Source organism: Streptomyces sp. NPDC002935, from assembly GCF_040611295.1.
Lineage (GTDB): Bacteria > Actinomycetota > Actinomycetes > Streptomycetales > Streptomycetaceae > Streptomyces.
In genome coordinates this window covers 62,453-88,135 of the sequence record NZ_JBEXNW010000039.1, presented here as the reverse complement: position 1 = coordinate 88,135, position 25,683 = coordinate 62,453, and the positions used below count along the sequence as shown (strand labels likewise).

At 68.6% G+C, this 25,683-nt stretch carries 21 protein-coding genes and 3 pseudogenes; 9 read left to right on the top strand and 15 right to left on the bottom strand.

Annotated elements, in window-relative coordinates; translation table 11 throughout:
* The first annotated feature begins 644 nt into the window (after window positions 1-644).
* Window positions 645-782 (top strand): hypothetical protein, encoded by a 138-nt coding sequence (locus ABZX90_RS36620; RefSeq protein ID WP_355212318.1) that lies wholly within the window; start codon window positions 645-647, stop codon window positions 780-782.
* 100 nt (window positions 783-882) lie between these two features.
* A complete protein-coding gene (locus tag ABZX90_RS36615) occupies window positions 883-1,227 on the top strand; it encodes a hypothetical protein (protein ID WP_355212315.1) in 345 nt (114 codons plus the stop codon).
* A gap of 127 nt (window positions 1,228-1,354) precedes the next feature.
* On the opposite strand, the pseudogene ABZX90_RS36610 reads toward ABZX90_RS36615, so the two are convergent.
* A pseudogene (locus ABZX90_RS36610) lies at window positions 1,355-1,429 on the bottom strand (cold shock domain-containing protein); the annotation flags it as partial.
* 276 nt (window positions 1,430-1,705) lie between these two features.
* On the opposite strand from ABZX90_RS36610, the gene ABZX90_RS36605 reads away from it, so the two are divergent.
* Window positions 1,706-1,837, top strand: coding sequence for a hypothetical protein (locus tag ABZX90_RS36605; protein ID WP_355212325.1), 132 nt, complete (start codon window positions 1,706-1,708; stop codon window positions 1,835-1,837).
* Window positions 1,838-1,883: 46 nt separating this feature from the next.
* On the opposite strand, the pseudogene ABZX90_RS36600 reads toward ABZX90_RS36605, so the two are convergent.
* The 5 genes and pseudogenes from ABZX90_RS36600 to ABZX90_RS36580 all read right to left on the bottom strand — a co-directional run.
* Window positions 1,884-2,179, bottom strand: a pseudogene (locus ABZX90_RS36600) (ABC transporter permease); the annotation flags it as partial.
* Window positions 2,180-2,346: 167 nt separating this feature from the next.
* Window positions 2,347-3,684, bottom strand: a complete 1,338-nt coding sequence (locus ABZX90_RS36595; protein WP_355212312.1) for a hypothetical protein — start codon at window positions 3,682-3,684, stop codon at window positions 2,347-2,349.
* A 185-nt stretch (window positions 3,685-3,869) separates the two neighbouring features.
* The gene (locus tag ABZX90_RS36590) at window positions 3,870-5,063 is read right to left on the bottom strand and encodes a HAMP domain-containing sensor histidine kinase (protein WP_355212309.1); all 1,194 of its coding nucleotides are present in this window, start codon (window positions 5,061-5,063) and stop codon (window positions 3,870-3,872) included.
* A 25-nt stretch (window positions 5,064-5,088) separates the two neighbouring features.
* On the bottom strand, window positions 5,089-5,766 hold the full coding sequence (locus ABZX90_RS36585; protein ID WP_355212306.1) for a response regulator transcription factor: 678 nt from the start codon (window positions 5,764-5,766) through the stop codon (window positions 5,089-5,091).
* A gap of 437 nt (window positions 5,767-6,203) precedes the next feature.
* The gene (locus tag ABZX90_RS36580; RefSeq protein ID WP_355212303.1) at window positions 6,204-6,530 is read right to left on the bottom strand and encodes a hypothetical protein; all 327 of its coding nucleotides are present in this window, start codon (window positions 6,528-6,530) and stop codon (window positions 6,204-6,206) included.
* Window positions 6,531-6,979: 449 nt separating this feature from the next.
* On the opposite strand from ABZX90_RS36580, the gene ABZX90_RS36575 reads away from it, so the two are divergent.
* Window positions 6,980-7,282 (top strand): hypothetical protein, encoded by a 303-nt coding sequence (locus ABZX90_RS36575; RefSeq protein WP_355212301.1) that lies wholly within the window; start codon window positions 6,980-6,982, stop codon window positions 7,280-7,282.
* 47 nt (window positions 7,283-7,329) lie between these two features.
* Entirely contained in the window at window positions 7,330-7,794 is a 465-nt protein-coding gene (locus ABZX90_RS36570) for an integrase (RefSeq protein WP_355212298.1), read from the top strand.
* Here the strand turns inward: ABZX90_RS36570 and ABZX90_RS36565 are convergent.
* Window positions 7,787-8,926, bottom strand: coding sequence for a helix-turn-helix domain-containing protein (locus tag ABZX90_RS36565; RefSeq protein WP_355212296.1), 1,140 nt, complete (start codon window positions 8,924-8,926; stop codon window positions 7,787-7,789). The genes ABZX90_RS36570 and ABZX90_RS36565 overlap by 8 nt on opposite strands.
* Window positions 8,927-9,013: 87 nt before the next feature.
* Here ABZX90_RS36565 and ABZX90_RS36560 point away from each other — a divergent pair, with 87 nt between their 5' ends.
* The 3 genes and pseudogenes from ABZX90_RS36560 to ABZX90_RS36550 form a co-directional block, all read left to right on the top strand.
* Window positions 9,014-10,069, top strand: coding sequence for a ferredoxin reductase (locus ABZX90_RS36560; RefSeq protein WP_355212293.1), 1,056 nt, complete (start codon window positions 9,014-9,016; stop codon window positions 10,067-10,069).
* Between the two features lie 7 nt (window positions 10,070-10,076).
* Entirely contained in the window at window positions 10,077-11,195 is a 1,119-nt protein-coding gene (locus ABZX90_RS36555) for an acyl-CoA desaturase (protein ID WP_355212290.1), read from the top strand.
* Between the two features lie 283 nt (window positions 11,196-11,478).
* A pseudogene (locus ABZX90_RS36550) lies at window positions 11,479-11,805 on the top strand (ATP-dependent DNA ligase); the annotation flags it as partial.
* 501 nt (window positions 11,806-12,306) lie between these two features.
* Here ABZX90_RS36550 and ABZX90_RS36545 read toward each other — a convergent pair.
* The 6 genes from ABZX90_RS36545 to ABZX90_RS36520 form a co-directional block, all read right to left on the bottom strand.
* Window positions 12,307-14,022: a serine/threonine-protein kinase gene (locus ABZX90_RS36545; RefSeq protein WP_355212287.1), complete on the bottom strand. Its 1,716-nt coding sequence runs from the start codon at window positions 14,020-14,022 to the stop codon at window positions 12,307-12,309.
* Window positions 14,023-14,624: 602 nt separating this feature from the next.
* Window positions 14,625-14,951: a hypothetical protein gene (locus ABZX90_RS36540; protein WP_355212284.1), complete on the bottom strand. Its 327-nt coding sequence runs from the start codon at window positions 14,949-14,951 to the stop codon at window positions 14,625-14,627.
* A 484-nt stretch (window positions 14,952-15,435) separates the two neighbouring features.
* Entirely contained in the window at window positions 15,436-15,780 is a 345-nt protein-coding gene (locus tag ABZX90_RS36535; RefSeq protein WP_355212281.1) for a hypothetical protein, read from the bottom strand.
* Window positions 15,777-15,974 carry a hypothetical protein gene (locus ABZX90_RS36530; protein ID WP_355212278.1) on the bottom strand — a complete coding sequence of 66 codons (198 nt, stop codon included), beginning with the start codon at window positions 15,972-15,974 and terminating at the stop codon, window positions 15,777-15,779. Before ABZX90_RS36530 ends, ABZX90_RS36535 begins: the two co-directional genes overlap by 4 nt.
* 1,052 nt (window positions 15,975-17,026) lie before the next feature.
* On the bottom strand, window positions 17,027-17,755 hold the full coding sequence (locus ABZX90_RS36525; protein ID WP_355212275.1) for an SDR family oxidoreductase: 729 nt from the start codon (window positions 17,753-17,755) through the stop codon (window positions 17,027-17,029).
* A 427-nt stretch (window positions 17,756-18,182) separates the two neighbouring features.
* On the bottom strand, window positions 18,183-18,755 hold the full coding sequence (locus ABZX90_RS36520; protein WP_355212272.1) for a helix-turn-helix domain-containing protein: 573 nt from the start codon (window positions 18,753-18,755) through the stop codon (window positions 18,183-18,185).
* Window positions 18,756-18,874: 119 nt separating this feature from the next.
* Here ABZX90_RS36520 and ABZX90_RS36515 point away from each other — a divergent pair, with 119 nt between their 5' ends.
* Entirely contained in the window at window positions 18,875-19,315 is a 441-nt protein-coding gene (locus ABZX90_RS36515; protein ID WP_355212269.1) for a nuclear transport factor 2 family protein, read from the top strand.
* Between the two features lie 150 nt (window positions 19,316-19,465).
* On the opposite strand, the gene ABZX90_RS36510 is transcribed toward ABZX90_RS36515, so the two are convergent.
* Both ABZX90_RS36510 and ABZX90_RS36505 read right to left on the bottom strand, forming a co-directional pair.
* On the bottom strand, window positions 19,466-22,141 hold the full coding sequence (locus ABZX90_RS36510) for an NACHT domain-containing protein (protein ID WP_355212266.1): 2,676 nt from the start codon (window positions 22,139-22,141) through the stop codon (window positions 19,466-19,468).
* Window positions 22,142-22,736: 595 nt separating this feature from the next.
* Window positions 22,737-25,226, bottom strand: a complete 2,490-nt coding sequence (locus ABZX90_RS36505; RefSeq protein WP_355212263.1) for a tetratricopeptide repeat protein — start codon at window positions 25,224-25,226, stop codon at window positions 22,737-22,739.
* Window positions 25,227-25,683: the final 457 nt, after the last annotated feature.

Below are 25,683 nucleotides of genomic sequence, written 5' to 3'. Positions count from 1 at the left end.
CGCCCCCACCCCACCACAACAACCCCCACCCACCAACACCCCACAAAACACCAACCCAGACACCCGACCGACCCCCAACCAACCCAGACCCCACCCCACCAACGCCAGCCCCCCACACCCACCCAGAACAACGATCGGTACGCAGCCACCGCAGCCGATCAGCACGAAAGAGGGCACGACTACGTCGGCACCCCAAGGCCATCCGCGCCCCGGACTACGACGGACCATGACATCCAAGCCGGGCGTACCTCGGCTCCGACGAATCCGAAGGCAGCACCACCATGGAGAGCACACACCTGAAGATCCTGCTCGCCAACCAAAGTGGCGTGGCCGCAAGCCCTCCCGCCACGCCAAGCCGGCCCGCTGCCCACATCCGGCTCCTCCGGCCGACCACACCCCAGGAGGGAGCCGCCTGACAAAGTCAGACGCACCAGGGCCGGGCTGCGCCACACACCCGGAAGGGACACCCCGTGGACCTCGCAGTCCTCGCCTGGCTCTTGGCGCAGCTCGGTCCTGCCACCAACACCGCCGACCCGCTCCGCACGGCTCGGCACGGTCCGCGCCGTCTCCCTGGAAGGGCTGTCGGAGCGGCGGGCGAAGCTGTTGGCAGACCCCCTCCAGCTGACCGTCAACGTATTGTCACGATGGACCAGAGCAACAACCTCACCGGCCTTGAGCGGCAGATCGCCTTCGTCGAGGCCGCGCCCGCGCCGGATGAGGCAGCCGGCGGGAACGCTCTCGCCATCACCCCGCTGCAGCGCGCCCACCACTGGCGGCGGTAGTCGCGTACGAGTTCCCGCCGCTGACGCCCGGCGACGCGGCCACGGTCGCGGCGCGGGTCGCCGCCGTGCTGGACGATGCCTGGCAGCGCAGCAGACCCCGGTGCTGGCAGCGATCGGTGACGGCGCCCGCTCCCGGATGGTCGCCGACCGGCTCGCTCAGTTCCAGGCCGCGATCGTCGACTTCCGGCAGCGCGTGGACGCGGAGGCCCGAGCGTTCGTCGCCCGGCAACTTCCGCACCTGTATGAGCAGGGCGCGCAGCGTGCTACCGAATCGCTTAGCGGACGGTTCACGTGGACGCTGATCCACACCGACGCCCTGCAGTCGTCGGCAGCCGACTCCTACGCGGATGGACCACTCACAGGGAAGCTGGGGCCCCGGCCGCTGCCCGGCCACTGGTCCTCAGCTGCAGCCCGGTCCTGTAACGCTCTGGCGGGACCGGGCTGACCACGTCACGGCGAGCCCTTCAGGATCGGCCGCGAGAACGGAGGAGGGGCCCGACTGCGCGGGCCCCTCCTCAAGCGGTGGGCACCCGCGGCTCTCGAGGGCCTCGAGCGTCCGCAGGCTGCTCGTGTCAGCCGCGGACGATGTTCTCAGCCTGAGGACCCTTCTGGCCCTGGGTGACGTCGAACGTGACGTGCTCGCCCTCGGCCTGTTGACCGAACTAACTCACCTGTTTGCGCAGATCAGTTGGGGTTCTGCTAGCTTCCCGTCATACCCGGTGAAGAACGTCCCGAAGGGATCTGAGGAACTTCGTCTTGCCTGAGATAGGCAAGTTGCCGGAGATGGGAGATTCCTGGGAGCCGTACCAGCTGCTGGACCCGTTCGAGAGGCCGGTCGAGCCGGTCGCGGTGTACTTCAAGGACCTGATGGCTGGGCCCTACTCGGAGCTGACCCCTCGCTCGTACGGCATGGACCTGCTGCGATGGTGGCGACCTGTTCCCTCGCCGACGTCGTCGACACCGTCGAGCAGGCCTACCGCACCCTCGCCGCAGGCAAGATGTCCAGGCCGGCGAGGTCGCTGATGGACAGTACGCGCAGGGTGGTGAGCCGATGACCGCGCAGAAGGTCAACGCGGTGCTCGGCACGGGCCTGGCCAGGACGTTCGAGGTGATGCGCCGTCCTGCGGTGCGGGTCGCTATACGGCGAACATCAGGCACAGGAACCCGATTAGAGCGGCGGTGTGGTGGACAGCCCAGCCGATCACGAAGGAGTCAGCGGCCAGTTGTAGAGCAGCCCGGACACCGGCCGTCACGATCTCTCGGGCCCTCGAAAACGATTCGTCCGGGGAAAATCGGAACCACACGGCTACGGCGGTGGCACCGAGCAGCAAGACGACAAGTGCTACAGCGAGCCCTGCGTTGACGCGCAGCAAGGTCTCAGCGGCAACGGCATGCACTCACGGAGACTACCCACCCAGGCGCCGACCCTCGGCCGGCGGCGGGGAAAGCGATCCATTTGCATGGCCTTCATTCTCCTTGCGGGAACGGGCCTTGATCGTGATGACCACGGTCGAGCCGGCTCGACCTCGTGCAATCTCACGTGCAGGCGCTGCAAACCCTCCAACTACGTAATGTGCTGGGTGAGTTCGGGCGCGAGTCGCTGTATCTCGGCCAGGTCCTTGGCATCGGCTGCCGCACGGAGTTTCTTCAGATCCGTGTCCACCGGCACGGCGTCCGGGGTTTCGTGCCGTACCCGCTCCCAAGCGAGCTCCAGGGCCGTCACGTCGCCCGCGACGGCGCCCTCGTTCCCGGCCTTCACGTCGATGGTCAACTGGCGTGTCCAGAGGGCGAGTCGGTCCCTGTCGACCGTCGGCACGGGCTCGTAGCGCAGTCGCAGGTCCGTCACGTTCTGAGCGACGCGCAGGGCGGGGTCCACCGCCTGCGCACCGTTCCCGGCCTTCTCCAGAGCGGCGAGGTCACGTTCCATCTGCCGCTCCAGCAGCGCCGGTACGGCGTCGGAGGCGCGGTAGGTGTCCCAAGCGGCGCGGACCTCGCGGACGGTGGCGGCCCCGGGAGATTCGTGGGCGGCAACGGCCGCGCGGTCCAGGGCGGTCAGCCGGGCCGGCAGCGGTCCGGGCTTCGCGTCGGTGGGCACCGCCAGCGACACCGCCTCCAGGTCGCCGCCGCTGGTGCCGGTCGAGAACTCCCCGTACCCCGGTGCGAACACCTTGTCCTCGGTCGAGCCGTCCATGTGCAGTTCACGGACGGTGATCGCACCCTCGAGCCTGCCGTACGGCCCGTGGACCGTCTGGTCCACGGCTCGCACGGTGACTTCCTCGAAGACGATCTCTGGGAGGTTCTCGGGACGGTACACGTCGCCCTTCTCCGGGGCCGCGGGCATGATCATCGCGGGCGGTGCGTGGTGGCGGCCTGCCTGCCAGGTGCCCTCGGTGTCGGCGACCACCCCGTTGTCGTAGTTGAAGACGTCCTCGCCGAGGTACCAGACGGAGCCGTCGTCGGCCTGTGCGTACCAGTCGAGGGCAACCTCCTGGATCCGGCCGTCGGAGAAGGCCGCGTACTGGATGATGCGGGCCTCGACCGGCTTGCCGTCCACCTCGATGGTCTTCGTGCCGGGCAGCCGACTGACCTCGGTGCGGAAGGGTTTGCCGTCCACTTGACCGCCGTAGATCGTCTGGGTGACCTCGCTGGTGGGGTGAAGCGGGTTCGTGATCTTCGTCGGGTGGGTGAAGCGCGGCTCGGTGAGGTCGGCGCGGTCCGCTTCGGGCGCCGTGGGCAGGCAGGCGTCGCCCTTTTTGCCCGTGTCCGCGTCGACGACGTGAACGCAGGCGCTCGTCTTGGTTTGGCGTTCAGCGGTGTTGGCGGCTCCCGAACACGCACCGGCCAGGAGTGCGGCGGCGGTTACGGATGCTCCGGTCAGCAGGATGTGGCGGTTGGTGTTCATGGCGGCCTCCTTGGGACGTGGCCTGCGATGAGCGTCCCGCTGACCTTCTGAATGGACGCTGAACGCACCTGAATGTGCCGTCAGGCAGCGCGGGACGGGCCATTCGGTTCGTGAGCGGCTGCGGGTTCGTGGTGACTCGACGCGCCCACGCGGCGAAGCCGCACAACGTCACAACCCGGCACCCCTCAGTGGCTGGCCGGCAACCTCACCGTGAAGCGCGCCCCGCCCAGCTCGGGCGCCGTCCCCACCGTCACCGTGCCCCCGTGCGCCGCCACCAGCTCGGCCACGATCGCGAGACCCAGGCCGGCCCCGCCCTCGCTCCTCGCGCGGCCCTCGTCCAGACGCACGAAGCGGTCGAAGATCCGGGCCCGCTCCCTCTCCGGCACCCCGGGACCGTCATCGTCCACGTCCAGCCGTACGGTTCCGCCAGCCTCACCGAGCGTCAGGGCGACCCGGGAACGGGCGTGGCGGGCGGCGTTCTCGCCGAGGTTGCGGACCACGCGGCGCAGGGCGTCCTCATCGCCCAGGACTCGCCCGGCCGAGACCCCGCCACTGTCGACGCGCGGGCCCTTCTGCCGTTCCCGCAGCCGCCGCGCCTCCTCGAAGGCCAGGTCGTCCAGGTCGACGGGGCGCCGCGGTGGCCGGATCGCGTCTTCGTCGGCGCGGGCGAGGAGAAGGAGATCGTCCACCAGGCGCTGCATGCGGACGGCCTCGTCCAGGACCGTCCCGGCCAGCGCCCCCGCATCAGCGCGCGCCGGATGGGCGAGGGCCACCTCGGCGTGCTGCCGGACCGTGGCGACGGGGGAGCGCAGTTCGTGCGAGGCGTCCGAGACAAACCGCCGTTGCGCCACCTCCGCGCGTGCGACCCGCCGCAGCGTCCGCCCCACGGCCACCCAGGTCGCGGCGGACGCCAGGACCAGCAGCACGGGCACCCCGACGAGCAGCATCCGGGTGACCGTGGAGGTGGCCTCGGCGACCCCGGCGGGCGTACGGCCGTCCAGGACGGTCAGACGCCGGTCGCCGTCCCGCGCCCCGACCGCCACCACCAGGAACGGGTCCTCGTCGATCGGAGTGTCGACCTCGGTGCTGCCGCCGGGCCGGAGCCGGGTCAGTGCGGGCAGTCCCTCGATGTTCGAGCTCGCCGCGACGACCGTCCCCCGCTCGTCGACAACCTGAAGGAACTCCTCCGCGGGGTCGGCCACGGTCACCTGGGGCACCCCCCGCCCCGCCTCGATCACCCGGGCCACCTCCTGGCCGCGGCCCCGCGCGGCGTCCCGCACGTCATTGCTCAGCTCGACCCGCAGCCCGAGCACCAGGGCGGCGCCTCCGGCGATCAGCGCGAGCCCGACGGCCAGCGCGGCGATCACCGTGGCTCGCACGCGCACCGTCCGCAGGCGCCGCCGTTCACTCGCCATCGGGCACCAACCGATACCCGTGCCCCCGGGCGGTCCGCAGCGAATCCCGCCCGAAGGGACGATCGACCTTGTTGCGCAGGCGCCGCACATATACCTCGACGATGTTCGGATCGCCCTCGAAGTCGTCGCCCCACACATGGTCGAGGATTGTCCGCTTGCTCACGGCCTCGCCCGTGCGCCGCATCAGGAACTCCAGTACGGCCAACTCCCGTGCCGTCACCTCGACCTGACGCCCCGACCGGGTCACCGTGCGCGCGGCCGGATCCAGCAGCAGGTCGCCCACCGCAAGCACCGCGGGCCGCTCGCGGGCCTCACGCCGCAGCAGCGCCCGCAGCCGGGCGAGCAGCACCGCGTACGAGACGGGTTTGGTGAGGTAGTCGTCGGCGCCGGTGTCGAGGCCCTCGATCTCGTCCCACTCACCTTCCTTGGCGGTGAGCATGAGGATCGGCGTCCAGTTGCCCTCGCCGCGCAGAGTCCGGCAGACCCGGTAGCCGTTGAGGCGCGGCAGCATGATGTCGAGGACGATCGCGTCGTAGGCGTTCTCACGCGCCATCCACAGTCCGTCCACCCCGTCGAGCGCCACGTCCACGGCGAAACCCTCAGCCTCCAGCCCGTCCCCGAGCCCGGCCGCGAACCGCTCCTCGTCCTCGACGATCAGCACGCGCATACGGTCCACGCTACGGGAGCCTCGGGCGGGGACAAGCGGATGCAGTAGTGCAGGCGGAGCACTGTGGCCCCGGCTTGGGAGCCCGGATGGCATAGCCGCCCGGGTCCGGCGTGACCCTCGACTTCACACAGTCCCGGCGTCACAGTCCTCACTCCATATCAAAACCGGAGGCGCCCCGGCGATCTGATCCTCCATATCCACATCCATGCACGCGGCCCGGCGAAGTCCCGCTCCGGTCCGAAGAGTCCGAGCTGCTCGCCGGCGCTCACCCGGCATCGGGGAGAGCGGCCCTGTCGAGCAAGGCGCTGATGCCGAAGGGCCGGCACGAAAACCGATTCGGCTCCGCCAAGACCCCCACCGCACGGCCGTGGCCATTGACCGGAGCCCTGGCCGGCGCCCCACCGGGCAACGGGTGCGGTCCGATATGGCGCGCCGGGTCAGTCCTTGTCGCTCGGCCTGTCCCCGCCGTCCACCTTGCTGCCGAGTACCTTGAAGTCCTTGTCGAGGTGTACGTCGGCCTGCTTGCCGTTGTCGAGCGTGACCTCGACCTCGTAGTAGCCCTCCTCGTCGCCGACCTCGGTGTCCGTGACCTTGCCTTCTCCGGTGTGCGCGAGCGCCGCGGCGCTTGCCTTCTCCAGCGCGGGTCCCGAGATGGGCGTCTCGTTGTCGTCACCACTACTCGTGGCTACAGCGATGCCGGTACCACCGCCGATGAGGGCGGCCGAAAGCACGACCCCCAAGATCCACTTGCCCTTGCGCTTCATGCCGCAGCCTCTCGCCGCAACCCTCGGCCGCCGCGTGCGGCCGAGCTGATTGGCTCAGGGTGCGACAGGCCCGCTGAACAGACGCTGAATGAACCTGAACGAGCTGTCAGTCTCCGTGTCATGTCGGATCGCCTCGTGCCGGACCGGCACGCCGAGCACTACCGGCACAAGAAGCAGGCTCCGCCACACCTTCAGGGGCCGGTGGCCGAGGACAGCGGGGGACAGGCGTCCTGTCACCTGCGGGTCAAGATGAGGACGGCGAGGGCATGGATGCCTGAATCAGTTGGCGGTCAGGGCCTTCTGTTCGGACCCGGAGACGCAGCGGCCCCGGACACGTCTACGACGCCAACGGTCGGGGACGCAATCTTGCAGCCGCGGAGAAACGGGCTTTCATCGCCTGGTCCACTATCGAGATCCTCCGCCATGCCGGGATTCGGATCGAAGAAGTTATGGAGATCGGCCACCACAGCATCATCAGTTACAAGCTCCCCAGCACCGGGGAGGTGGTCCCGCTCTTGCAGATCGCCCAGTTCAAGACGGATAAAGAACGGCTTCTGCTGATCAACCCGGAACTGGCCGCCGTCTTGAGCCGGATCATCTCTCGCTTGAGAGGCCCTGACGGAACCATCAGCGCCGCCCACTCTTACGACTTGAATGAACAGGTTTGGAACCCTCCCATGTCTATTCTCTACCAGTGGTCAGTGAGTGGCGAGAACCGGGCAATATCAGTGCGGACGTTCGAGATGCCCTAACGGCGACACTGAAAGCATCCGGGATCGTCGACAAGTCAGGAAATCCGGTGACGTTCCAGGCGCACGATTTCCGTCGCATGTTTATCACGGATGCCATCCTCAACGGCCTTCCCCCTCACATCGCCCAGGTCATCGCTGGTCACGACAACCTGAACACCACCATGGGTCACGCCGCGATCTACCCATCCGACACCATCGAAGCCCACCGGGCGTTTATCGCGCGGCGTCGCAGCCTCAGGCCCGCCGAGGAATATAGAGCCGTCATCCCTGAAGAGTGGGAGGAATTCCTGGGCCACTTCGAGCGGCGGAAGCTCGCTCTGGGTGAGTGCGGACGTACATATGGCGCAGACTGCGCTCACGAGCACGCGTGCATCCGATGCCCCGTTCTCATCGTTTCTCCCACGGAGGGGGCGAGGATGATTGAGATCCGTGACAATCTTGCCGACCGAATCGCCGAAGCCGTGGACCGCTCGCGGACAGGGGCGTGGACGGTCGAAGTACGCGTCAGCTGACCCGAAGACCGACCGCCAGCGTCAGTTCAAGGACCCGCTGTGGCGATGCGAGATCCGGAAACAGCTCCCGCAGCTGCGACATCCGGTACCGGACTGTCTGGGGATGGATGAACAACGCCGCCGCCACCTCGTCCCGCCTGCCCTGGTGCAGCAGCCACGCCCGCAACGTCTCCTCCAGCCGCCGTGCGGTCGCGACAGGCAAGGTCCGCAACGGTGCGAGGGCTCGGGCACGCAAGTCTGCGAACGCGTCCACGTCAGCGCTCAGCACCAGCTCGGGCAGGTGGTCCTCGGTGTCGCGAATGTCAGAGGAGAGGGAGCGCGCGCGTACGGCTCGTGCGTACGAGGCGGACGCACGAGTCCATGGCCGGGCCGGGCCGACCACAGCGGTGCGGTCGGTCAGCTGCCGCAAGAGATGTGATCGGTGGGCATCGGGGACGAGCAGCACACCGGTGGCATCCGGCAGATCGTCGAGGACGAGGGTGCTCGGGTCGAGCGCGCGGTAGGCAGGCCGGGCCTGGGCGGCGGGCAGCAGGACCGCGGTCAGTGAAACCGGAGGCTGCCACCCGGCCCGTTGAACAGAGGCCAGCAGCACGTCCGGGCTCGCGCCGGCGAGGAGGTCGCGGGCCAGGTGTTCCAGGTGGCGCTCGTGGGCCCTGCCCCGGGCGGCCAGTTCGTCGGCGTGGCCCGCGGCGCTCGCGGCCGAGAGCTCGTCGATGTAGGCGAAGGTCAGCTCGGCGAACTTGGCGACCTCGGCGGCGGGCAGACCTGCGGGTACGGCACCCGCTGCCAGGCATCGCCAGGCCACGCGGGCGCCGACGCGGTAGGCGCTGAGTAGGGCGTCCATCGAACGGCCGTCGCGCACCTCGCCGCGGCCCAGCTCGTAAGCTGCGTCATCGCCGTCGCCGCCCGTGGCGTTCCCGCTCGCGAGGTCCAGGTAGTGCCCCAGGGCGGTGCGCACGGCTCGGCGGATGGTGCCACCCATGCGGCCCGAAAGGGCGTTGGCGTAGGACGGGACCTCGTCGATGATCGCCTGGACTACCTCGTCGGCGGTGGTCTTCAGCGCGGCCCGAAGTGCGGTGACCGTCGTCTCATCCAGGGCCAGCTCGGTGGCCCTCCGGATTGCATGGCTCATATTTTTGTTCCCTGCGAACAATTCGGCCGACCAGATTTACGTCCTGCGGACAGGACTTTACGCCCTGAGGCGCATCAAGCTGGAGTCATGACGAGTGCAGCCCTCCGCAGTAGGGCGTGGAAACTGCTGGAGATGGTCACGACGCCGCTGCTGCCGTCGGACTACCTCGACCTGGTCAGCCCGCTGCGTGCGGGCGCTGACCTGCGTGGGCGCATCGAGGCCGTGCACCCCGAGACGGGTGACGCCGCGACTGTCGTGATCAGGCCGGGACGGGGCTGGCGCGGCCACACAGCCGGTCAGTACGTGCGGATCGGGGTCGACGTCGACGGGGTGCGCCTGTGGCGTGCCTACTCGGTCACCTCGCCGACAAACCGCCAGGACGGCCGCGTCACGATCACCGTGAAGGCGATCCCGGACGGCAAGGTCAGCAACCACCTGGTCCGCAAGGCGAAACCGGGCACGCTGATCCAGCTCGACCAGCCGACCGGTGACTTCGTGCTGCCGCAGGCCAAGCCCGCCAAGGTGCTCTACCTGACGGCCGGCAGCGGCATCACGCCCGTGATGGGCATGCTGCGCGACGTCGAGTTCGACGACGTCGTCATGGTCCACTCCGCGCCACAGCCTCAAGACGTGATCTTCCGCAACGAGCTGCACGACCTGGTCGCGGACAAGAAGCTGCGTCTCACCGAGCTGCACACCGACACAGACGGCATGCTCGACATCGCCCGTCTCGGCGAACTCGTGCCCGACTGGGCCGAGCGCGAGACCTGGGCTTGCGGACCCGCGGGCCTGCTCGACGCCGCTGAAGAGCACTGGACCGAGCACGGTGTCCGAGAGCGCCTGCACACCGAACGCTTCCGCCCCAGCATCGTCGTCGCCGGCGACGGTGGCGAGGTCACGTTCAGCGCCACCGGCAAGACCGTCGACGCGGACGGCGCCACGCCGTTGCTGGACATCGGCGAGGAGTCCGGCGTGCTCATGCCCTCCGGGTGCCGCATGGGCATCTGCTTCGGCTGCGTCACGCCGCTCAAGGCGGGCGCCGTCCGCGACCTGCGTACCGGCGAGATCACCGAGGCCGAGCCGGGCGTCCTCATCCAGACCTGCGTGTCCGCCGCGGCGGGCCCCTGCGACATCGAACGGTAGGAGCACCTTGACCGCCATCGACCCCACCGCCCACCTGACCGCGGAGCAGATCGAGGAGCTTGGCCGCGAGCTGGACGCGATCCGCGACGAGGTGATCGCCGGCCGCGGTGAGAAAGACGCCGCCTACATCCGTAAGGTCATCTCGGCGCAGCGCAAGCTCGAGCTGGTCAGCAGGGGCGTGCTGCTGTTCTCGATCTTCCCGCCCGCGTGGCTGCTCGGCACCGCCGGGCTGTCCGTGGCGAAGATCATGGACAACATGGAGATCGGCCACAACGTCCTGCACGGCCAGTGGGACTGGATGCGGGACCCGAAGATCCACTCCACCACCTGGGACTGGGATCACGTCTCGCCGGCCGAGCAGTGGAAGCACTCGCACAACGAGCTGCACCACACGTACACCAACGTGATCGGCAAGGACAACGACCTCGGCTACGGCATCATGCGCGTCGACGAGGACCAGAAGTGGCACCCGTTCCACCTCGGCCAGCCGCTGTGGAACTTCATCAACGCCTGCTTCTTCGAGTACGGCATCGCAGCGTACGACCTGGAGCTCGCCAAGAACCTGCACAAGCGCCGCCGCAAGAACCCGGAATTCCGCGCACGGGCCAAGGCCGTGGGCCGCAAGATCCGCAAGCAGGTGCTCAAGGACTACGTGATCCACCCGCTGCTGTCGGGCCCGTCGTTCCTCCCCACGCTCGCCGCCACGTTCACCGCGAACCTGGTCCGCAACATCTGGTCCCACTCGGTGATCATGTGCGGGCACTTCCCCGAGGGCGTACAGGTCTTCGAGCGCCGGTCGATCAAGGGCGAGACGCGCGGCCAGTGGTACCTGCGCCAGATGATGGGCTCGGCGAACATCAGCGGCAGCAAGGCCATGCATTTCATGACCGGCAACCTGTCGCACCAGATCGAGCACCACCTGTTCCCCGACCTGCCGAGCAACCGGTACGCCGAGGTCGCGGTGAAGGTGCGCGCGCTGTTCGAGAAGTACGAGCTGGAGTACGTCACCGGCCCGCTGCCCAAGCAGGTGTTCTCCGCGTGGCACAAGGTCTTCCGGCTCTCGCTGCCGAACAAGAAGCCCAAGGTCAAAACGCCGGACCGCGAGCAAGAGCTCGTCGCCGCCTGATTCCCGGTATTGGTTCAGATCTCTCGGCAACCCGGCGGCACCGCCGGGTTCGGCGAGATCCGTTGCGGACTGTGGGCGACCGCGACGTCAGACCGTACGACACGGGATCCGGGGCAGGCCGGGGACTCCACGAAACGGGGTGCAGCTCATCCCGCTTCGATCACCTCGTTCACGTCGAATCCGTCCACCATCCCGCAGCCGAGGCCTGGGCGCCTTCTCCCCGCTCAGAAACCACTCCCGGCGGTGATCTGCCGACGGATAGGAGGCTGTTGATGAGACACATGTGGTAGCTCACATAAGCGGCGAGCTCGTGATCTGGCATGACGGCCGTCTCGCCTTCGAACGACTGCTGCGCCGCCCCAACCGGCGCCCGGCATCCGTGGCAGCCGAGGTCAACTCGACTCCAGCCCACTACGTCGCTTTCGATCTGCTACGCGTCGACGTTGGGGACGGGGATGTGGCCCGACTCCCCTACCGTGATCGCCGGGCCCGGCTGGAGAAACTCTTCGCCGATCAAGGGCTCATGCCGCCCTGGACGCTGTGCCCCATGACGCTGGACCGGGATGAAGCGCTGTCGTGGATGCGGGAATGGGCGCCGGCCGGGATCGAGGGCATCGTTTCCCATCGGATGAACTTCTGGGGGCACCCGGCAGGCCCGTCCACCGTGGCGTGGGACTACGAGGGCATGCCGTGGGAGATGGTGCGGCCCGCCGACGGGCTCCCGGCGGCCCGGCGATCGGTGCGCTGCGAGGTGTCCGGCAAGGAGCTGAATTTCACCGTGCACAGCGTCACGGGTACCGCGCGACGGCAGGTGCGCTTGCAGGCGTTGGCCTGGGGCGGTCTCGGCACCCTTGTAGCGGGAGTCGTGGTCTTATTCAGCAGCGCCATCGTTGTAGGGGTGGTGCTTAGCCACCTCCCGCACGCCCTCGCACCGTGGCACCTGCGTCCCCCGCCCGGCTGTACCCCGTTCTCCCTTGGCCCCCGCCACCGAGGAGGAGCGGCCGGTGAAGCGCACGCAGCACGACAAGTGGGCGGCCAACCTGCGGGGCGGCGAAGGCCGTTGGCAGGCCACATGAGCAGGTCGAGGGCGCGGGCGATGCCGACAGATCGCTCAGTCCTGGGCCGGCATCACCCGGGTCACCTTGCCCTTCAGGTCGGCATCCAGATAGCCGGTGACGTGGTCGTCGGTGAGATAGACAGCCAGTCCCAGCGGGGTGTCGAACGTGTCGTCGGCAGGGCGGACCAGGATGTAACGCATGGTCGGCCGCTGTACGTTCAGGTCCTTCTCCGCCCGCTTCAGCAGGGCGGGAAGGACGTCCCAGTCGAAGCTGTCGAGACTGAAGGAGCGTTCGCCGCCGATGATCGCGCTGCTGATGATGCCCTTCTCGACGCCCTGGCCCGGGCGGTAGGTGTAGCTGTTGTACTTGGTGTCGCTGCCCTTGACCATGATTTCCGCGGAGACATAGGTCGGATAGACCGTGAGGTCGCATGCGCGGTCCGTGCCGGTCGCGGCCTCGATCTCCTTCACCGCCGTCCGGATGCCGGCGGGGGTGAGCAGATCCGTCTTCGCGTCGGCCTGAGGCGTCGGGGTCGAGCGGGACGGTGTGCGAGTGGGGTCCGTCGTCCTGGCCGAGGAGGTCGCGCCGACTGAATCGGCGGGCTTTCCACTGTCCTTGTCGCCGCCGTCCGGCAGCAGGGTCCACACCAGGACTCCTGCCAGCACGGTCCCGACGACGGACGAGGCGATCGCGATTCGGCCCTTCGCACGGTTGCCCGGCCGCGTCGGCGTCTGCCGTGTGGGGCCCGCCGGGTACGGAGTCGGCGGGCCGAAGCCCGAGGCCGGCCCGAAGCCGGCAGCTGGTCCGAAGCCGGCAGGCGGTCCGGACCCAACCGGCGCGGAGGGTGCGGGCGTTGCACCCGGCGGAGGGGCCAGCCTGTAAGACGTGGCCCCGTCCGCCCCGGCGGGAGCACTCGGAACCGTGTTGCTGCCCTCGATCGCCTCCGCGAGCAGCCGGTCCGCGGTCGTCGCGTCCGCCCGGTCGGCCGGGTTCTTGACGAGCACGGCGTTCAGGAACCCGGTCAGGACTCCGGCTTGGGCGGGTGGCGGAAGCTGCTCGCTCAACAGTGCCGCCAGCGTGGCGAGGGTGGTTCCCCTGCGCAGCGGGTGATGTCCCTCGACGGCGACGTACAGCATCATCGCCAGCGACCACAGGTCGGAGCCCGGGCCACCTTCGCCGCCGGAGATGCGCTCGGGTGCCATGTAGTCGGGCGTGCCGATGATCGACCCGGTCGCGGTCAGGGCGGTCGAGTCCCTGATGGTCGCGATGCCGAAGTCGGTGAGGACGGGACGTCCGTCGGGTCTCATCAGCACGTTTGCGGGTTTCACGTCCCGGTGCTGGATGCCGACATCGTGCGCGGCGCGTAGTGCGGCCAGCACCTCGCGACCCAGCCGGGCGGCGTCGGCGGGCGCCAACGGCCCCTTGTCGAGGCGGTCCTGAAGTGATCCGCCGGTCACCAGTTCCATGACGAGCCACGGGTAGACGTACTCGCCGCCGTCCACCACGTGGTGGATGGTCACGACATTGGGGTGATCGACGCGAGCCAGCGCCCGTGCCTCGCGCAGTACTCGGGCCCGGAGCATTGCCGCGCCCTGCGGGTCGTACTCGGCAAGACCCGGATCGGGCGGCCGCACCTCCTTGAGCGCCACGGCCCGGTCAAGGACCAGATCGCGTGCACGCCACACCGTGCCCATGCCACCGCCACCGAGCCGCGTCTCCAGCTCGAAGCGCCCCTCTATGACCCGTCTGCCGGAATCACCCTCGCTCATGGCCCGAAGCCTACGAGATACCTGTGACACGGCCCCACGCAGGTGACCGCAATACTCGCAGGGCTGGTGCACCGTCGGCGGGCCTGGGAGTTGCGCAGCGCTGAGGAGCGCGCCGGCCGTCCGGTGAGCGAGGGGGCCGCAGCACCGACCGGTGTGCGAGATCGTTCAGCGCACCGCGACGGTGGTGCGCACCCGCGTGCTCTCGGACACGGGTCGGATGCCCCTGGCGCCAAGGCCGGCGCAGCGTCTGAGCGGGCAGCCCTACACTCTGCCGGAGGACGCCATCGAGTGGATCGAGGCCCTCGCGGCGCTCCGGCGGGGGGCGGTGACGAATCCGAGGGTCCCACCCTTCCGGGAGCACATCGCGAAGGCCTGTGAGAAGACCCTGCTGGTCCTGTGCTCCGAGATGCCTGGCTCAGGCGAGACATCGCCCAGCGCCCCCTGACCTGCGGTCAACGCAGCGGGAATGCACGGGCAGACGGCACTGCCAAAGAGATCGCGGACGTGGAGGGGGCAGTGTCCCCGGGCCTCATCCATAGCCCGCAGGGAAGATCGTTCGGCTGAAGTCCTGCGGAGCCTTTCGCCGCGTAGGCGACCGCCCTTCACGGCCACAGCTCGTACAAGCAGTCCCCGACCGGATGGGATCCGGTCGGGGACTGCTTGCAACGCTCGTACGGCAGGAGATCTGCTCGCGCGCTCGATGTGCCGGAGGCGACGCGGTCGATGATCGGATCTCGCGCTACGTTCGTGCCAGGGAAGAGAGCGAAAGTCCTGCCCAGGGTCGCGGGCAGTCCACCAAGCTGTTCCGCATGGATGGTGTTACGGAAGGAACAGCCCTTGCTCTCCTCGGTGTTCTCCCCGGCACCGCCGGCACCCTCGTGGGCCAGTACTTGGCGATGCGCATCGAGTTGCGACGTGACCAGCTTCAACGGGCTGACGGTAAGCGTGCCGAGCTGAAAGAGGCCATTCTGGGCTACCTGGCTACTTGGCTGCCGCGCAACGCATCGAGTTGATCCTGGACCGTCGAGACCTCGGTCTCCCGGATTCATCTGATCCAGCGGACGAAAAGCTGCACGAGCTATGGCTCGCGAAGGAGGCAGTGGATTTGACCTGCCCACATGCGACAGCCGAAGCAGCGCATGACTATGTCCGGGCACTCCATGACCTCATGCGCAACGCCGACCGCGCGGAGGGCAGTCCGGCCAAGCGCGAATGCCGCTCAGCGTTCATGGAGGTCGCACGCGGCGTACTGGGACTGGGTACTCCGCCGGTCAGGAGGCGTCAGCGTCCACCTTATCCTCCTGTTCTTCCGCGTCAGTGAAGCTTCTGCCTTCGCATCGTCGCCTCTCTACGCATGGACGCTCACGCGAGGGCTTCCTGCCTGCGCAACATTGAAGCTGGACCGCACTGCAGTCAGGCGAGTTTCACGAGGCGTGGTGGCCGTGGCAGGTCTCCGCCGCGGCCCACCTCGGTGGCGGGTACGGCAGTGCTGTGGTGGGCAACGCGTAGTACTTCGTGGGGCCACCAGAAGGTGCGGTGGGACTTCGATGCCGTCCCGTCGGTGTCGATCAGTGCCTGGTAGGCAGTCCGGCAGTCCGGCCAGTCCTGCCGGGCGCTCACGCTCGCCCACCTCCAGGTGCCCTTGTGGCGCACCCACAGGGCGGGCGGATCGGTGAGCGGCCACGTCCACACTTTCGGCTTCGGGCCGTCTCCCTGCCGCCACGGCCGCGCTTCCACCGCGTCCTCGGGGGCTGTCATGGCCGGCTTCCCGTGCCGGGGAAGACGCGGCGCCGTATCCATGTCTCGTCGAACCAGTACCAGCCGGACGGTGAATCCCAGGGGCGCGGCCACAGCAGCAGGTTGTACGCCAGTCGCCCGTCCGGTGCCTCATAGCTGGCGCGTGCGATGCCCGTGTAAAAGGCGTTGTCGACGTACAGGTTTACGCGGATCACTTCGCGCGGTGAGTAGCGGCGGACCCCAGCCGTTGTCCCCGGCTCGGGGGCCGTCTCGACACCCCGCCACTCATCGCTCACGTGTTCGAATTCGGTCTCAGGGGGCGGAGATCGGCGAACCGAGAGGTCACGTGAGGAGCCGGGGCATCGCGGAGTCACTTGGCTTGCTTGGGACGACTGTGTACTGGGGGCAGTGATGTGCCTGGTCAGGGTGCCGTGGTCGGGCCACGCGTGTTTACGGTGAAAGCCGTTCGGACGTGCTTCGCCCGCCCCTGGTGGAGTGAGTTGGGGCGTCCCGTGGTGGCGGTGGATCTGGCGCCACGGCCGGCAGATCTCTGCTGGTCCCGGATCCGCCGCCGCAGGGTCGGCTGAAGGACGGTTCTGTGTGGCCGCGGGTGAGCGGATCTGACCGGTTGCTTGCAGGGGTGATCGGCTGCCTGATTGCGGGAACTGGAGGCTGCCAGACTCGGGCGTACTGCCCGCTTGATGAAGGAGATTGTCGTGCAGTCGACGTCGCCCAAGCCTGCTGATCTTGCTTGGGAAGCCCGCGATCTGGTCGAGCGGGTCAACCGGTCGGTCCTTGATGACCCGGAGGCGTTCACTGCGCCGCGGATCCAGGCGACCACGCGGGCATTGACGGAGCTGACAGGGCGGCTCAGGCAGGCGTGGGACGGCTCGCCGCGGTGCTGGAGATGTGGGCACGCGAGGGTGTCATCCGGATGGACAGCCTGGACGACCCGACGTGGCGGTTCCGCCGGTTGCGGAGGATCTGCGCAGTGCGGCAGCTGCTGCGCAGGACCTGGCGGATCTGCTCGCCCGCCCCTCCAAGATCCTGTGGTCGAGTCCCACCAGGACTGACCAGACCCGCACTGCGCAGACCGTTGCGCAGTCCTGTTCCTTCTGCGCAGCGCCTTGCGCACCGGCCCTGCGCACGTGACTGAGCGCTGTAGTCGGCCAGTTTGGCCGACTACAGCGCTCAGGACATGGAGCACCTGTCGGCTACCTGGATCGTCCGCGTCTGGCCGAACTGGAGGCTGGAGGGCGCGAGCGGTTCAGGAGAGCCAGTCGACGTAGCGGGTGGGGGCGAGGTTGGCGTCCTTGTCGGTGAGGACGTCGCCCTTGACGACGGCAAACATGCCGGCGGTGGGGTCGGTGACAACGGTGCGGCCGTCGCCCTTGTGGGTGAGGGTGATCCGGCCCAGTTCGTCCAGGGGGAAGACCTCGGGCCCGGCGATGTTGCGAATGCCCCCCAGCGGGGCGCCCGCGGCGACTTCCGCCACCGCGTCGGCCACGTCCTTGGAGGCGATCGGCTGGATCGGCGTGGCGGGCAGCCGGACGGTGTCGCCGTCGGCGGTCCAGGACAGGACAGCGTCCATGAACTCCATGAACTGCGTCGCGCGGACGATCGAGTAGGGGACCGGCCCTGCCGCGAGGATGTCCTCCTGGAGCACCTTGGCCCGGTAGTAGTCCAGCTCCGGCACCTGGTCCGCACCGACGATCGAGAGAATGACGAAGTGGCCGACGCCGCCCTCCTGGGCCGCGGCCAGAAGGTTGTCCATCGAGGTCTGGAAGAAGGCCGGGGAGGCTTCGTCGAAGGTCGGGGAGTTCGTCAGGTTGACGATGACGTCGGCCCCCGCCACCGCCTCGCCCAGTCCCTGGCCGCTGATGACGTCGATTCCGGTGGACTGCGAGTGCGGCACCGCCTCGTGCCCGACGGCGTTCAGATTCTTGACGACCTGCGACCCGATCAGCCCGGTACCGCCGATGACCGCGAACTTCATGACATGCCTTTCTCCAGGAGATGTGTCCGAAATATGGCACAAAATCTACACGTGGGTGCTTGATGTGAGACCAGGGTCGTACACCCGGCCAACGTGTTGCTCAAGTGGCCAACTCCCGCACTCGGTGGCCAACTGGAACGCTCGCCCCTGGCCGAAACGACTCGTCGTCGGCTGCTCGCCTCGCTCGCTGACACTGAAACCCTCGTCTTCGGCACGCACTTTCCGCCGACCGTGGGACATATCACCAGGCACAGGGATGCCTACCGGCTGAGGTCGGTTCCGCCGGCCGCGGTGATCCGGAGCTTTTAACAGGGCGGCCCGCCAGATGATCGATTCCAAGGGTCAGTTGCCGGCGTCCAGTGCTCGCATCGTTCGGTCTGACCCGCACTCCCTTGCGCAAGGGCACAGGAAGGCGGCACATCGTCGGTCAGTGCGGTCGGAGTCCGTCGAAGACCACATCGAAGATCCGCTGCCGGGCCGCCGGGTCTGCCCCGAGCTGCTCCATTGCCGTGCTGGTGCCGGCCAGCAGGGCGATCAGTTCCGGCAGGCCGAGCTCTGGGCGAACGGCTCCTGCCTGCTGTGCCCCGTCCAGCAGTCCGGCGAGTTGGGCCTGGATCGCCTCGCTGGACTCCCGCAGGGCCGTGTGCGCGTCCACGTCGGCTGAGGCGAGTGCCCGGGTGAACTCGTTCTTGCCCGCGGACTGTTCGATCACCAGGCGGAAGCAGGCGAAGAAGGCTTCGGTGGGCTCCGTTTCGGCGGCCAGCTGCGCGGTTCGGGCGGCGATCGCCTCCAGCCTGCGCACCATCACGGCTTCCAGCAGTGCTTCCTTGGTCGGGAAGTGCCGGAAGAGCGTGCCGACTCCGACCCCGGCGGCCCGGGCGATCTCTTCGGTCGGCACGCCGACGCCACGGGTGGTGAACACCTCCGTGGCGACGTCCAGCAGCCTGGCCCGGTTACGGGCCGCGTCCGCCCGCAGTGGGCGCTCTTCGGCGCCGCTCATCCCTTCCACCCTTCCTCGCCGGCCGCAGAGCCGTGCTGGACAACCGGAGTGTCTAGTCCGTATCGTCAAAACGGACTCACTAGTCCGATTCTAGCGACGCATTCCGACGGAGGTTGACCATGTCCGAAATGCTGTCACCACGCGAGGTCTTCACGAAGCTGCTCGAAGGCATTGCCGCAGGCCGTTACACCGAACTGGCCGACCTTTACGCTGAGGACGCCGTGGTGGAGACCGTCTTCGAGCCGGTCGCGCCGCGCCGCGCCGAGGGGCGGTCTGCGCTCCAGGAGCGGTTCGCGCAGGTCGCCGCGGGCAGTCCGGTGGAGCTGACCCCGGCGAATGTGGTGATCCGGGAGACCGACGACCCGGAGCTGATCGTCGCCGAATGGGATTACCAGGTACACCACCGGCCGACCGGACGGACGTTTGAGTCCGCCAATATCCAGGTGTTGAGGGTTCGCGGCGGCCTGATCGTCCACAGCCGGGATTTCCACGACCACCTGGCCCTCATTGCGGCCGGTGGCGCCCTGCCTCAGCTGGTGGCAGCACTGGACGGCAAGTAGCGCGGGTGCAGGGCCGCAGGCCGCGGATTGTCCGGGCCTCGACTGCGGCGCGTTCGCCGACAGCGGGCTCGGCCGGACTCTGTATGAGGATTCCCTGGGGGTCTCGCCCGTCCTCCCCTGCGCGCATCGCCGTCAAGCAGCGTCACCCGCTCAGCGTTCATGTACTGGCGGATGAGGGAGGCGGGGCGGAGGCAGGGGCGGGCGTGAGGCTCCGGGCTCCTGGGATCGCCCTGGGGCGGCGAGATGGTGCTGCAGGTCGATGTGGCGGAACTGGTGGACTGTTCCCACCTGGCGCAGTACGCCGCGTCGTTCATGGGCGTCGGCGAGGAACGCGGTCAGATCCAGGGGGAGGTGACGGCGTGCCGCCAGGTGATGGCGGGTCAGGGTGTAGTACCACCAGGCGTTGTCCCTGAGCGCCGCCGCGAGGCCCACGGTGAGCCCGTAGGCGAGTCCGCGGTCGAGGATGTGGGGCGGGCTCATCGCGATGCCCCGTCCGCCCGGGAGGACCCCTCGGCCCAGGCCGTAGGAAAACCCGCCCTGTACGACGTATTCGGCGCCGTAGCAGAGAAGGAATGTGGCGCAGACCGCGAGGCCCACGACGATCCACAGCCTGCGGAAGATCCTTCGATCCTGCTCCATGAGGGCGGCCGGCCCGACCGGGGCGGTGAGATCGGCTGGTTTGCCGGCGAGGCCGTGGGCGATTCCGACCGAGAGCCCGAACGCGCAGGAGAAGGAGAGCATCGTGGTGAAGGTGTAGGAGGGATTGCCGGTGAGGAGCGACTGGATCCTGAGTACGGCCCAGTGGGTGAAGCCGATGGTGGAGCCGCTGGCGAGGCCGCCGGAAAAGCCCCGCCAGTTCCAGGCCCACAGCGTGCGGACGGTGGGGATGGCGTCCGGGCGGTGTGCGGACAGACTGCTTGCCCGGGCGCCGACCACTCCGCCGGCCAACGCGTAGACCGCCCCGTTCGCGAGGGCGCCGATGGTCGCGGCCGTCGGGCCGTAGTTGAGGCGGAAGGAGAACCAGAGGACGGCTCCGGCGGCGAAGCCGAGGGCACACATGCGCCAGTCCCAGAGCCCTCTGCGCCGGGACTCCGAGGCTGCCGCCCCGTGTTGCCGGTCCGGGAGTCTGCTGGAGAGCGCACCTACGATTCCGCCGGCGAATCCGTAGGCGAGTCCATAGGCCAGCGCGGTCGGCAGCCCTCCCGGCTGCCCGGTGGCGAGCAGGTGGGTCGCTCCCTCGACGATGCCCCCGGTCACGCCCGCGACGAGGCCGCAGCCGATGCCGCCCGCGATCCCTCCGGCCAGTCCCGCGACGATGGCCGCGGGCGGGCCCGTCTGCCATCCGGAGTCGAGGCCGGCGAGCAGTGCCGTGAGCCGGCCGACCGCGGTGGCGGCGGTCCAGGCCACGACACCGAGGACGACTCCCGTCACCACCTGGCAGACACGGGGCGGCAGCGTACGACGCAACTGCCACCAGGCCAGGTCGCCGCTGCCGCCCAGGGTGTGCTGCAGGTGTCGCGCCAGATACCGCAGGGAGCGCTCGGCCTGCTGGGGGGACCAGCGGCACGGATACTGCGGATGGGGCCGGTAGGCGGCGGGCACGAACGCGTCGAAGAGATGGGCCCGTACGTCCGCGGTGCGGGGGAAGCGGGCCGGATCACACAGGTCGGCGGGCGTGGGGAGGACGGTGGCGTGTTCTCCCGGCCGGGGGTTGTACACCGTCCTGGCCAGAAAGAGCATCAGTGGTGTGGTCAGCGCGCGGGCCACGGGGGCATCGGTGCCGAGCAGTCGGATCACCGGATCCCAGCGGGCGGCCGCCGTCGTGCCCCGGCCGCCGGCGTCCCGTCGCAGATAGTCGGCGATGTCCGCCGCGTCCAAGGGGCGCAGTTCCACGGCGGCGGCACCGCAGAGCATGACCGGTACCCCGTGGGCCGGAGCCAGTGTGTCCCCGTACTCCGTCACCCGGCTGGACAGCACCAGCGGCTGGCCGAGCGGCAGGGCGGCGTTGATCGCATCCAGCGCCGTGGCGCGGAACGGTTCGGGAATCTCGTCGAACCCGTCCAGCACTGGCAGGATCAGCCGGTGCTCCAGGAGAGCTCGGGCGTGGCTGACCTGCCCGGAGTGGTCCGCGGGACCCGACTCCGGGGCACCAAGACCGCTGTAGTCGCGTGCGAGGCGTTGCGCCATCCAGGATTCCAGGGTCTCTTCCGTGGGATTCCACGAGGCCAGCGGGAACAGGACCGGAACCGGGCTTCCTTCCGCGCGTTCGGCGACCAGCGCCAGCATCAGGCGGATCAGCAGCATCGTCTTCCCGCTTCCCGGGCCGCCGAGGACCACAAGACGGCTGGTCGGCACCCGTTCCAGGAACACCTGGGTGATCTCCCCGCCTGTTCCGGCCAGTCCGGCGGGCTCGGTGGCCCAGCCGGAGGGGGGAGCCGGCCGGCCGGACGGCCAGTCACCGGCCAGCTCCCGCAGGAGGGACCACGACTCGCCGAATCGCGGATCGGCCGCGTGCCAGGAGACCGGGAGCGGATAGGGGTCGTTCAGCCGGCGCACCCGGACCTCGGACTCCCACTGGCGCCGCACGGCCACCGCCAGCCGGTCGGCGATCTCGGCCACGCCGTGATCGTGGGTCGCCTCGCGGCGATCGGCACGGAAGGTTGCCCAGGACAGGTACAGGCCGCCTGCGGACGGAAGCAGGGTCGCCGCCGTCTCGGCCACCCGCAGGTCGAAACAGATAGCGATGAACACAGCCCCGGCCACGCCGCCGAACGCCAGCACGAGATACAGCACACCGACCCACCGTGTCCCCGAACCAGTTCCCATGGCCGGATTTTCCAGCGGCGGGAACGGGCGGCCTGCCGAAACAACAGCTCCACCCCACGTACGAGTGACACATTTGCCGGACGTTGCCGGCCGGGTTCTGGGCGCTCTGGTGGAAGTGGCTCTGAGCCTTCCAGGATGTCCAGTGGCACCGGCTCGAAATCGTCACAGCGGGGGTCAAGTCTTCTATTTTCTTCGGGAGTTGGAGGATTCGGTCCATCGTGGGGGCGTGACGGCACGGAAGCGGGCACTGATGTGGGTGGCGGCCGGTGCACTGCCGGTGGGAGTGATTTCGTACGTGACTGCTGTCGGTCTGAGCCGGGGGACCGGGCGATGTCGGCGAGGGCTTCGGGGTGCCCGTATGTGGCGGCGGTTTCCCAGAGATCTGCGGCATTCTCTTTGTCACCGGCCGCTTTGCGACTCGCTGCAAGGTCGGCCAGCGTGCTGGTGATCCCGTATTCGGCGGCCGTTCGTGCGTAGTGCGCTGCCTCGTCGTGCAGGGCTGCCCGTTCGCGCATCAGTGCCAGATGGCGGCTTCATCACCAGAGCCACTGCCCTGCGTGGCCATGCACTTCCTGGATGATGTCGCCGGCACTTCCTAGCCTTCTCGAAGCCGGTCAAGAACGGCGGACAACCGCTGGTGGTCGACCGACACCGCGCGCCCCAGATTTTCCAGGTCGGCTACCGCTTCTCTGACCTGATGCTGTGAAGGAGAGTGCGACAGAAAGGACTCAAGCTGGATCTCAGCGCGGTCCCACTCGGGAAGCCCGCACAACACCACCAAGAGGTTGCTGCGCGCCAGGTCGCTCGCTTGCGGCTCTGCGGCCTGCGCTTCGTACAGGGCTCGCGCGCGGTGCCATCGCTCCCTCTCTTCCGCGGCGCCGGTCAGACGCATGACGAGAGCGCTCTGGTAGTGGAACCATCCACACTCCGGGCGCAGTGCGATGGCGTACTCAAGGTCGACGAGGGCCTCCGTATAGTGCCCCAGAGCGCGGTGGGTCTCTCCGCGCCAGCAGCGTGGCCAGGCGGCGTCAGGTTCCAGTGCGAGTGAGCGGTCGAGATCGGCGAGGGCGGCTTGGGTGTGTCCGAGGGTGAGGTGGACGTCCCCGCGGACGGCATGGGCCCAGGCGTAGTCGGGATCAAGGGTGAGGGCGTTGGTGAAGTCGTCCAGAGCCGCCTGATGCTGACGCATGCGGTGGTGTGTCAGGCCCCGAAATGCCAGGGCACGGACATCGCGGCGGTCCAGGCCGAGGGCCTGGTCGAAGTCCGTGAGGGCGGCCTCGTAGTGGCGTAGATCTTGTCGTGCGGCGCCGCGGTTGATCAGGTGCAGGGGTTGGTCGGGCGCGAGTCTGATGGCCTGGTCGAAGTCGGCGAGTGCGGCGTCGTGGTGGCGCAGACGGCGGTGTGCGTGGCCTCGTCCTGCGTAAGCGCGGGTCAGGTTCGGGTCGAGGCTCAGGGCGCTGGTGTAGTCCTCGATTGCCTGGTTGTAGCGGCCGCTCATCCTGTGTGCTTGGCCGCGGAGTGTGTAGGTGAGGGCCTGTGCCGGTTTCTCCAGGGCGGGCAGTGCTAGCAGGACCGTGAGTGTCTCTTCTTCCCAGGACGGCTGGGCTGCGAGGTCCAGGAGACGCTGTCCAGTCTGCGTGAGGTGGTCGATGTCGGTGTCTTGGCCTGATTGGACGAGCAGTTGGGCCCAGCGGCGCAGTGATTCCGCGCTGTGTGAAGCGGCGCGGACGGTGTCGTGGAGTGCTTCCGCGGCTGCGGACTGGGTCTGGGCGCAAAGACGGTGGTAGGTCTCGTTCAGCCGGTGCTCGCGCCACACGGGATCGTCCCAGCGACCCTGGGGCGCCAGCCGTTCCTCCTGTTCGCGGCGCCAGGCGCTGAAGGCTGCGGCCAACTGGGTGTGTCGACGACGCCAGTCGGCGGGAGAACGCTGGCGTTGCAGGCGCAGCATCGACGAGCGGATCACGTCGTGGTAGCGGTAGGTTCCCGACCGGTGGGTGAGGAACGGGAGTTCTCGCAGGCGACGCAGTCCGTCGCCGTCGGCTGCGAGGATGCGGGAGATGTCGTCGTTGATCCGCAAGGGCAGGGCGCAGGCGAGGATCATGTCGCGGTGTGCGGGCTCCTCCCATCTCAGGAAGCGCTCGACCGCGGTGTCTGACGGGTCACTGACGGCGTCCACGTCCTGCGGGCGGCTTCTTGCGAGCGCGTCCAGCAGCACCGGCAGTCGCCCCGACAGGCTCAGTACGAGGTGCGTCACCCGCTCGTCAGTCACGCCGTGGGCCGCGAGCAGGGCTCGGGCCTCGTCCTCGGTGAAGGGCTCGAGCGGGATCTCGGTGACGAGGTCGAGGCTGTCTGCCCAGCACGCCGGGTCAAGGCGTCCCTGCCCGCACAGCACAGTCTGGATGTTGACGGGCACGGTCCCGTACACCTCGTTGAGCAGGACGTCCCGCAGCCACGTGTCCAGGAGCGACGCCGTGCGCTCGTAGGTGTCGAAGAAGAGCACGAGCCAAGGCTTTCGTTCAGCCACGCTGCGAAGGTCGGCAAGGAAGCACGGGGTGAGCATCTCCAACGGCGAGAGCACCAACCGGGTGTCCTCGTGGCTGCGCAACCGGTTCCCAACCGCTGCACGTGCCCGGTCCAGGCCGGCAGCAACCTGTTCCGGGCGAATCGCGCCACTGAACGCGCCGACGCCGGGAACGAGTGCCAGGCCCGCCACTCCGATCTGCGCGGCGAGGGCTGTGGCCGTGGACGGCGGCAGGGCTGCGCCGGGGTTGTCATCATCCGGCATCAGCCCCGCCATGGCCGCCTCGGCCTCGTGACACTTCTGCCGGTAGTGGGCCAGCTGCTTGTCGAAGGCTTTCAGCGGGCAGCCCTGCCGCGCCAGCTGGGAGCTGATCGCTTCCATCGCCTCGACCGCACTGTGCGCCTCCTCCCCCACAACTGCAGTGACCGCGCCCTCCTCCTCCCGGGCTACGGCCTCCCACCGCCGTATCAAGGTCGACTTGCCCACGCCGGCGAGACCGTGGACGTGAAAGAGGAACTGATACGCCTCACTGCTCGGATCCCGGGCGAGGTTCTCCCGGAACACCGCTAGTTCGTGCCGCCGCCCGACAAACCCCCTACTACGCCGCCGACGGATGAGCCTGCCGCGACACCGCCCTCTGCCCCATGCCGGCCTCCCCCAAGAACTGGCTTACAGAGTGTCGCAATGCGAGTAGCCCCGCCAGATTCGCTCCAATGCTGGGCCTCTGTCCGTGCCGCAGGGCCGTCGATGTCCCGAGTCCGACGCGGCGACTGCCGCGGACATGGGCTACTCAACGCCGTAGCTTCATGCACTCACGGCATGGATGGGCGTTGCAGCCAAGTGTCACAGCGGTGCGGTACGCGACCCCGGTCCAGGCACTCCGCGGCCGCGCGTCTGTCGGAGGAGGAGGGCACCGGCCACGGCGTCGAAAAGTGTCTGGTGCAGTTCTGGCCCCCGCACAGCCTGACCCGTGTGGAGCCGGGACAGCTGCATACTGCCGCCGCCCCGGCTCCACACGGGT

Coding starts and splice junctions, on each gene's coding strand:
- ABZX90_RS36620 (WP_355212318.1), top strand. CDS start 645: ATGGACCAGAGCAACAACCTCACCGGCCTTGAGCGGCAGATCGCCTTC.
- ABZX90_RS36605 (WP_355212325.1), top strand. CDS start 1,706: ATGGTGGCGACCTGTTCCCTCGCCGACGTCGTCGACACCGTCGAGCAG.
- ABZX90_RS36595 (WP_355212312.1), bottom strand. CDS start 3,684: ATGAACACCAACCGCCACATCCTGCTGACCGGAGCATCCGTAACCGCC.
- ABZX90_RS36585 (WP_355212306.1), bottom strand. CDS start 5,766: ATGCGCGTGCTGATCGTCGAGGACGAGGAGCGGTTCGCGGCCGGGCTC.
- ABZX90_RS36580 (WP_355212303.1), bottom strand. CDS start 6,530: ATGAAGCGCAAGGGCAAGTGGATCTTGGGGGTCGTGCTTTCGGCCGCC.
- ABZX90_RS36575 (WP_355212301.1), top strand. CDS start 6,980: ATGGAGATCGGCCACCACAGCATCATCAGTTACAAGCTCCCCAGCACC.
- ABZX90_RS36565 (WP_355212296.1), bottom strand. CDS start 8,926: ATGAGCCATGCAATCCGGAGGGCCACCGAGCTGGCCCTGGATGAGACG.
- ABZX90_RS36560 (WP_355212293.1), top strand. CDS start 9,014: ATGACGAGTGCAGCCCTCCGCAGTAGGGCGTGGAAACTGCTGGAGATG.
- ABZX90_RS36545 (WP_355212287.1), bottom strand. CDS start 14,022: ATGAGCGAGGGTGATTCCGGCAGACGGGTCATAGAGGGGCGCTTCGAG.
- ABZX90_RS36535 (WP_355212281.1), bottom strand. CDS start 15,780: ATGACAGCCCCCGAGGACGCGGTGGAAGCGCGGCCGTGGCGGCAGGGA.
- ABZX90_RS36525 (WP_355212275.1), bottom strand. CDS start 17,755: ATGAAGTTCGCGGTCATCGGCGGTACCGGGCTGATCGGGTCGCAGGTC.
- ABZX90_RS36520 (WP_355212272.1), bottom strand. CDS start 18,755: ATGAGCGGCGCCGAAGAGCGCCCACTGCGGGCGGACGCGGCCCGTAAC.
- ABZX90_RS36515 (WP_355212269.1), top strand. CDS start 18,875: ATGTCCGAAATGCTGTCACCACGCGAGGTCTTCACGAAGCTGCTCGAA.
- ABZX90_RS36510 (WP_355212266.1), bottom strand. CDS start 22,141: ATGGGAACTGGTTCGGGGACACGGTGGGTCGGTGTGCTGTATCTCGTG.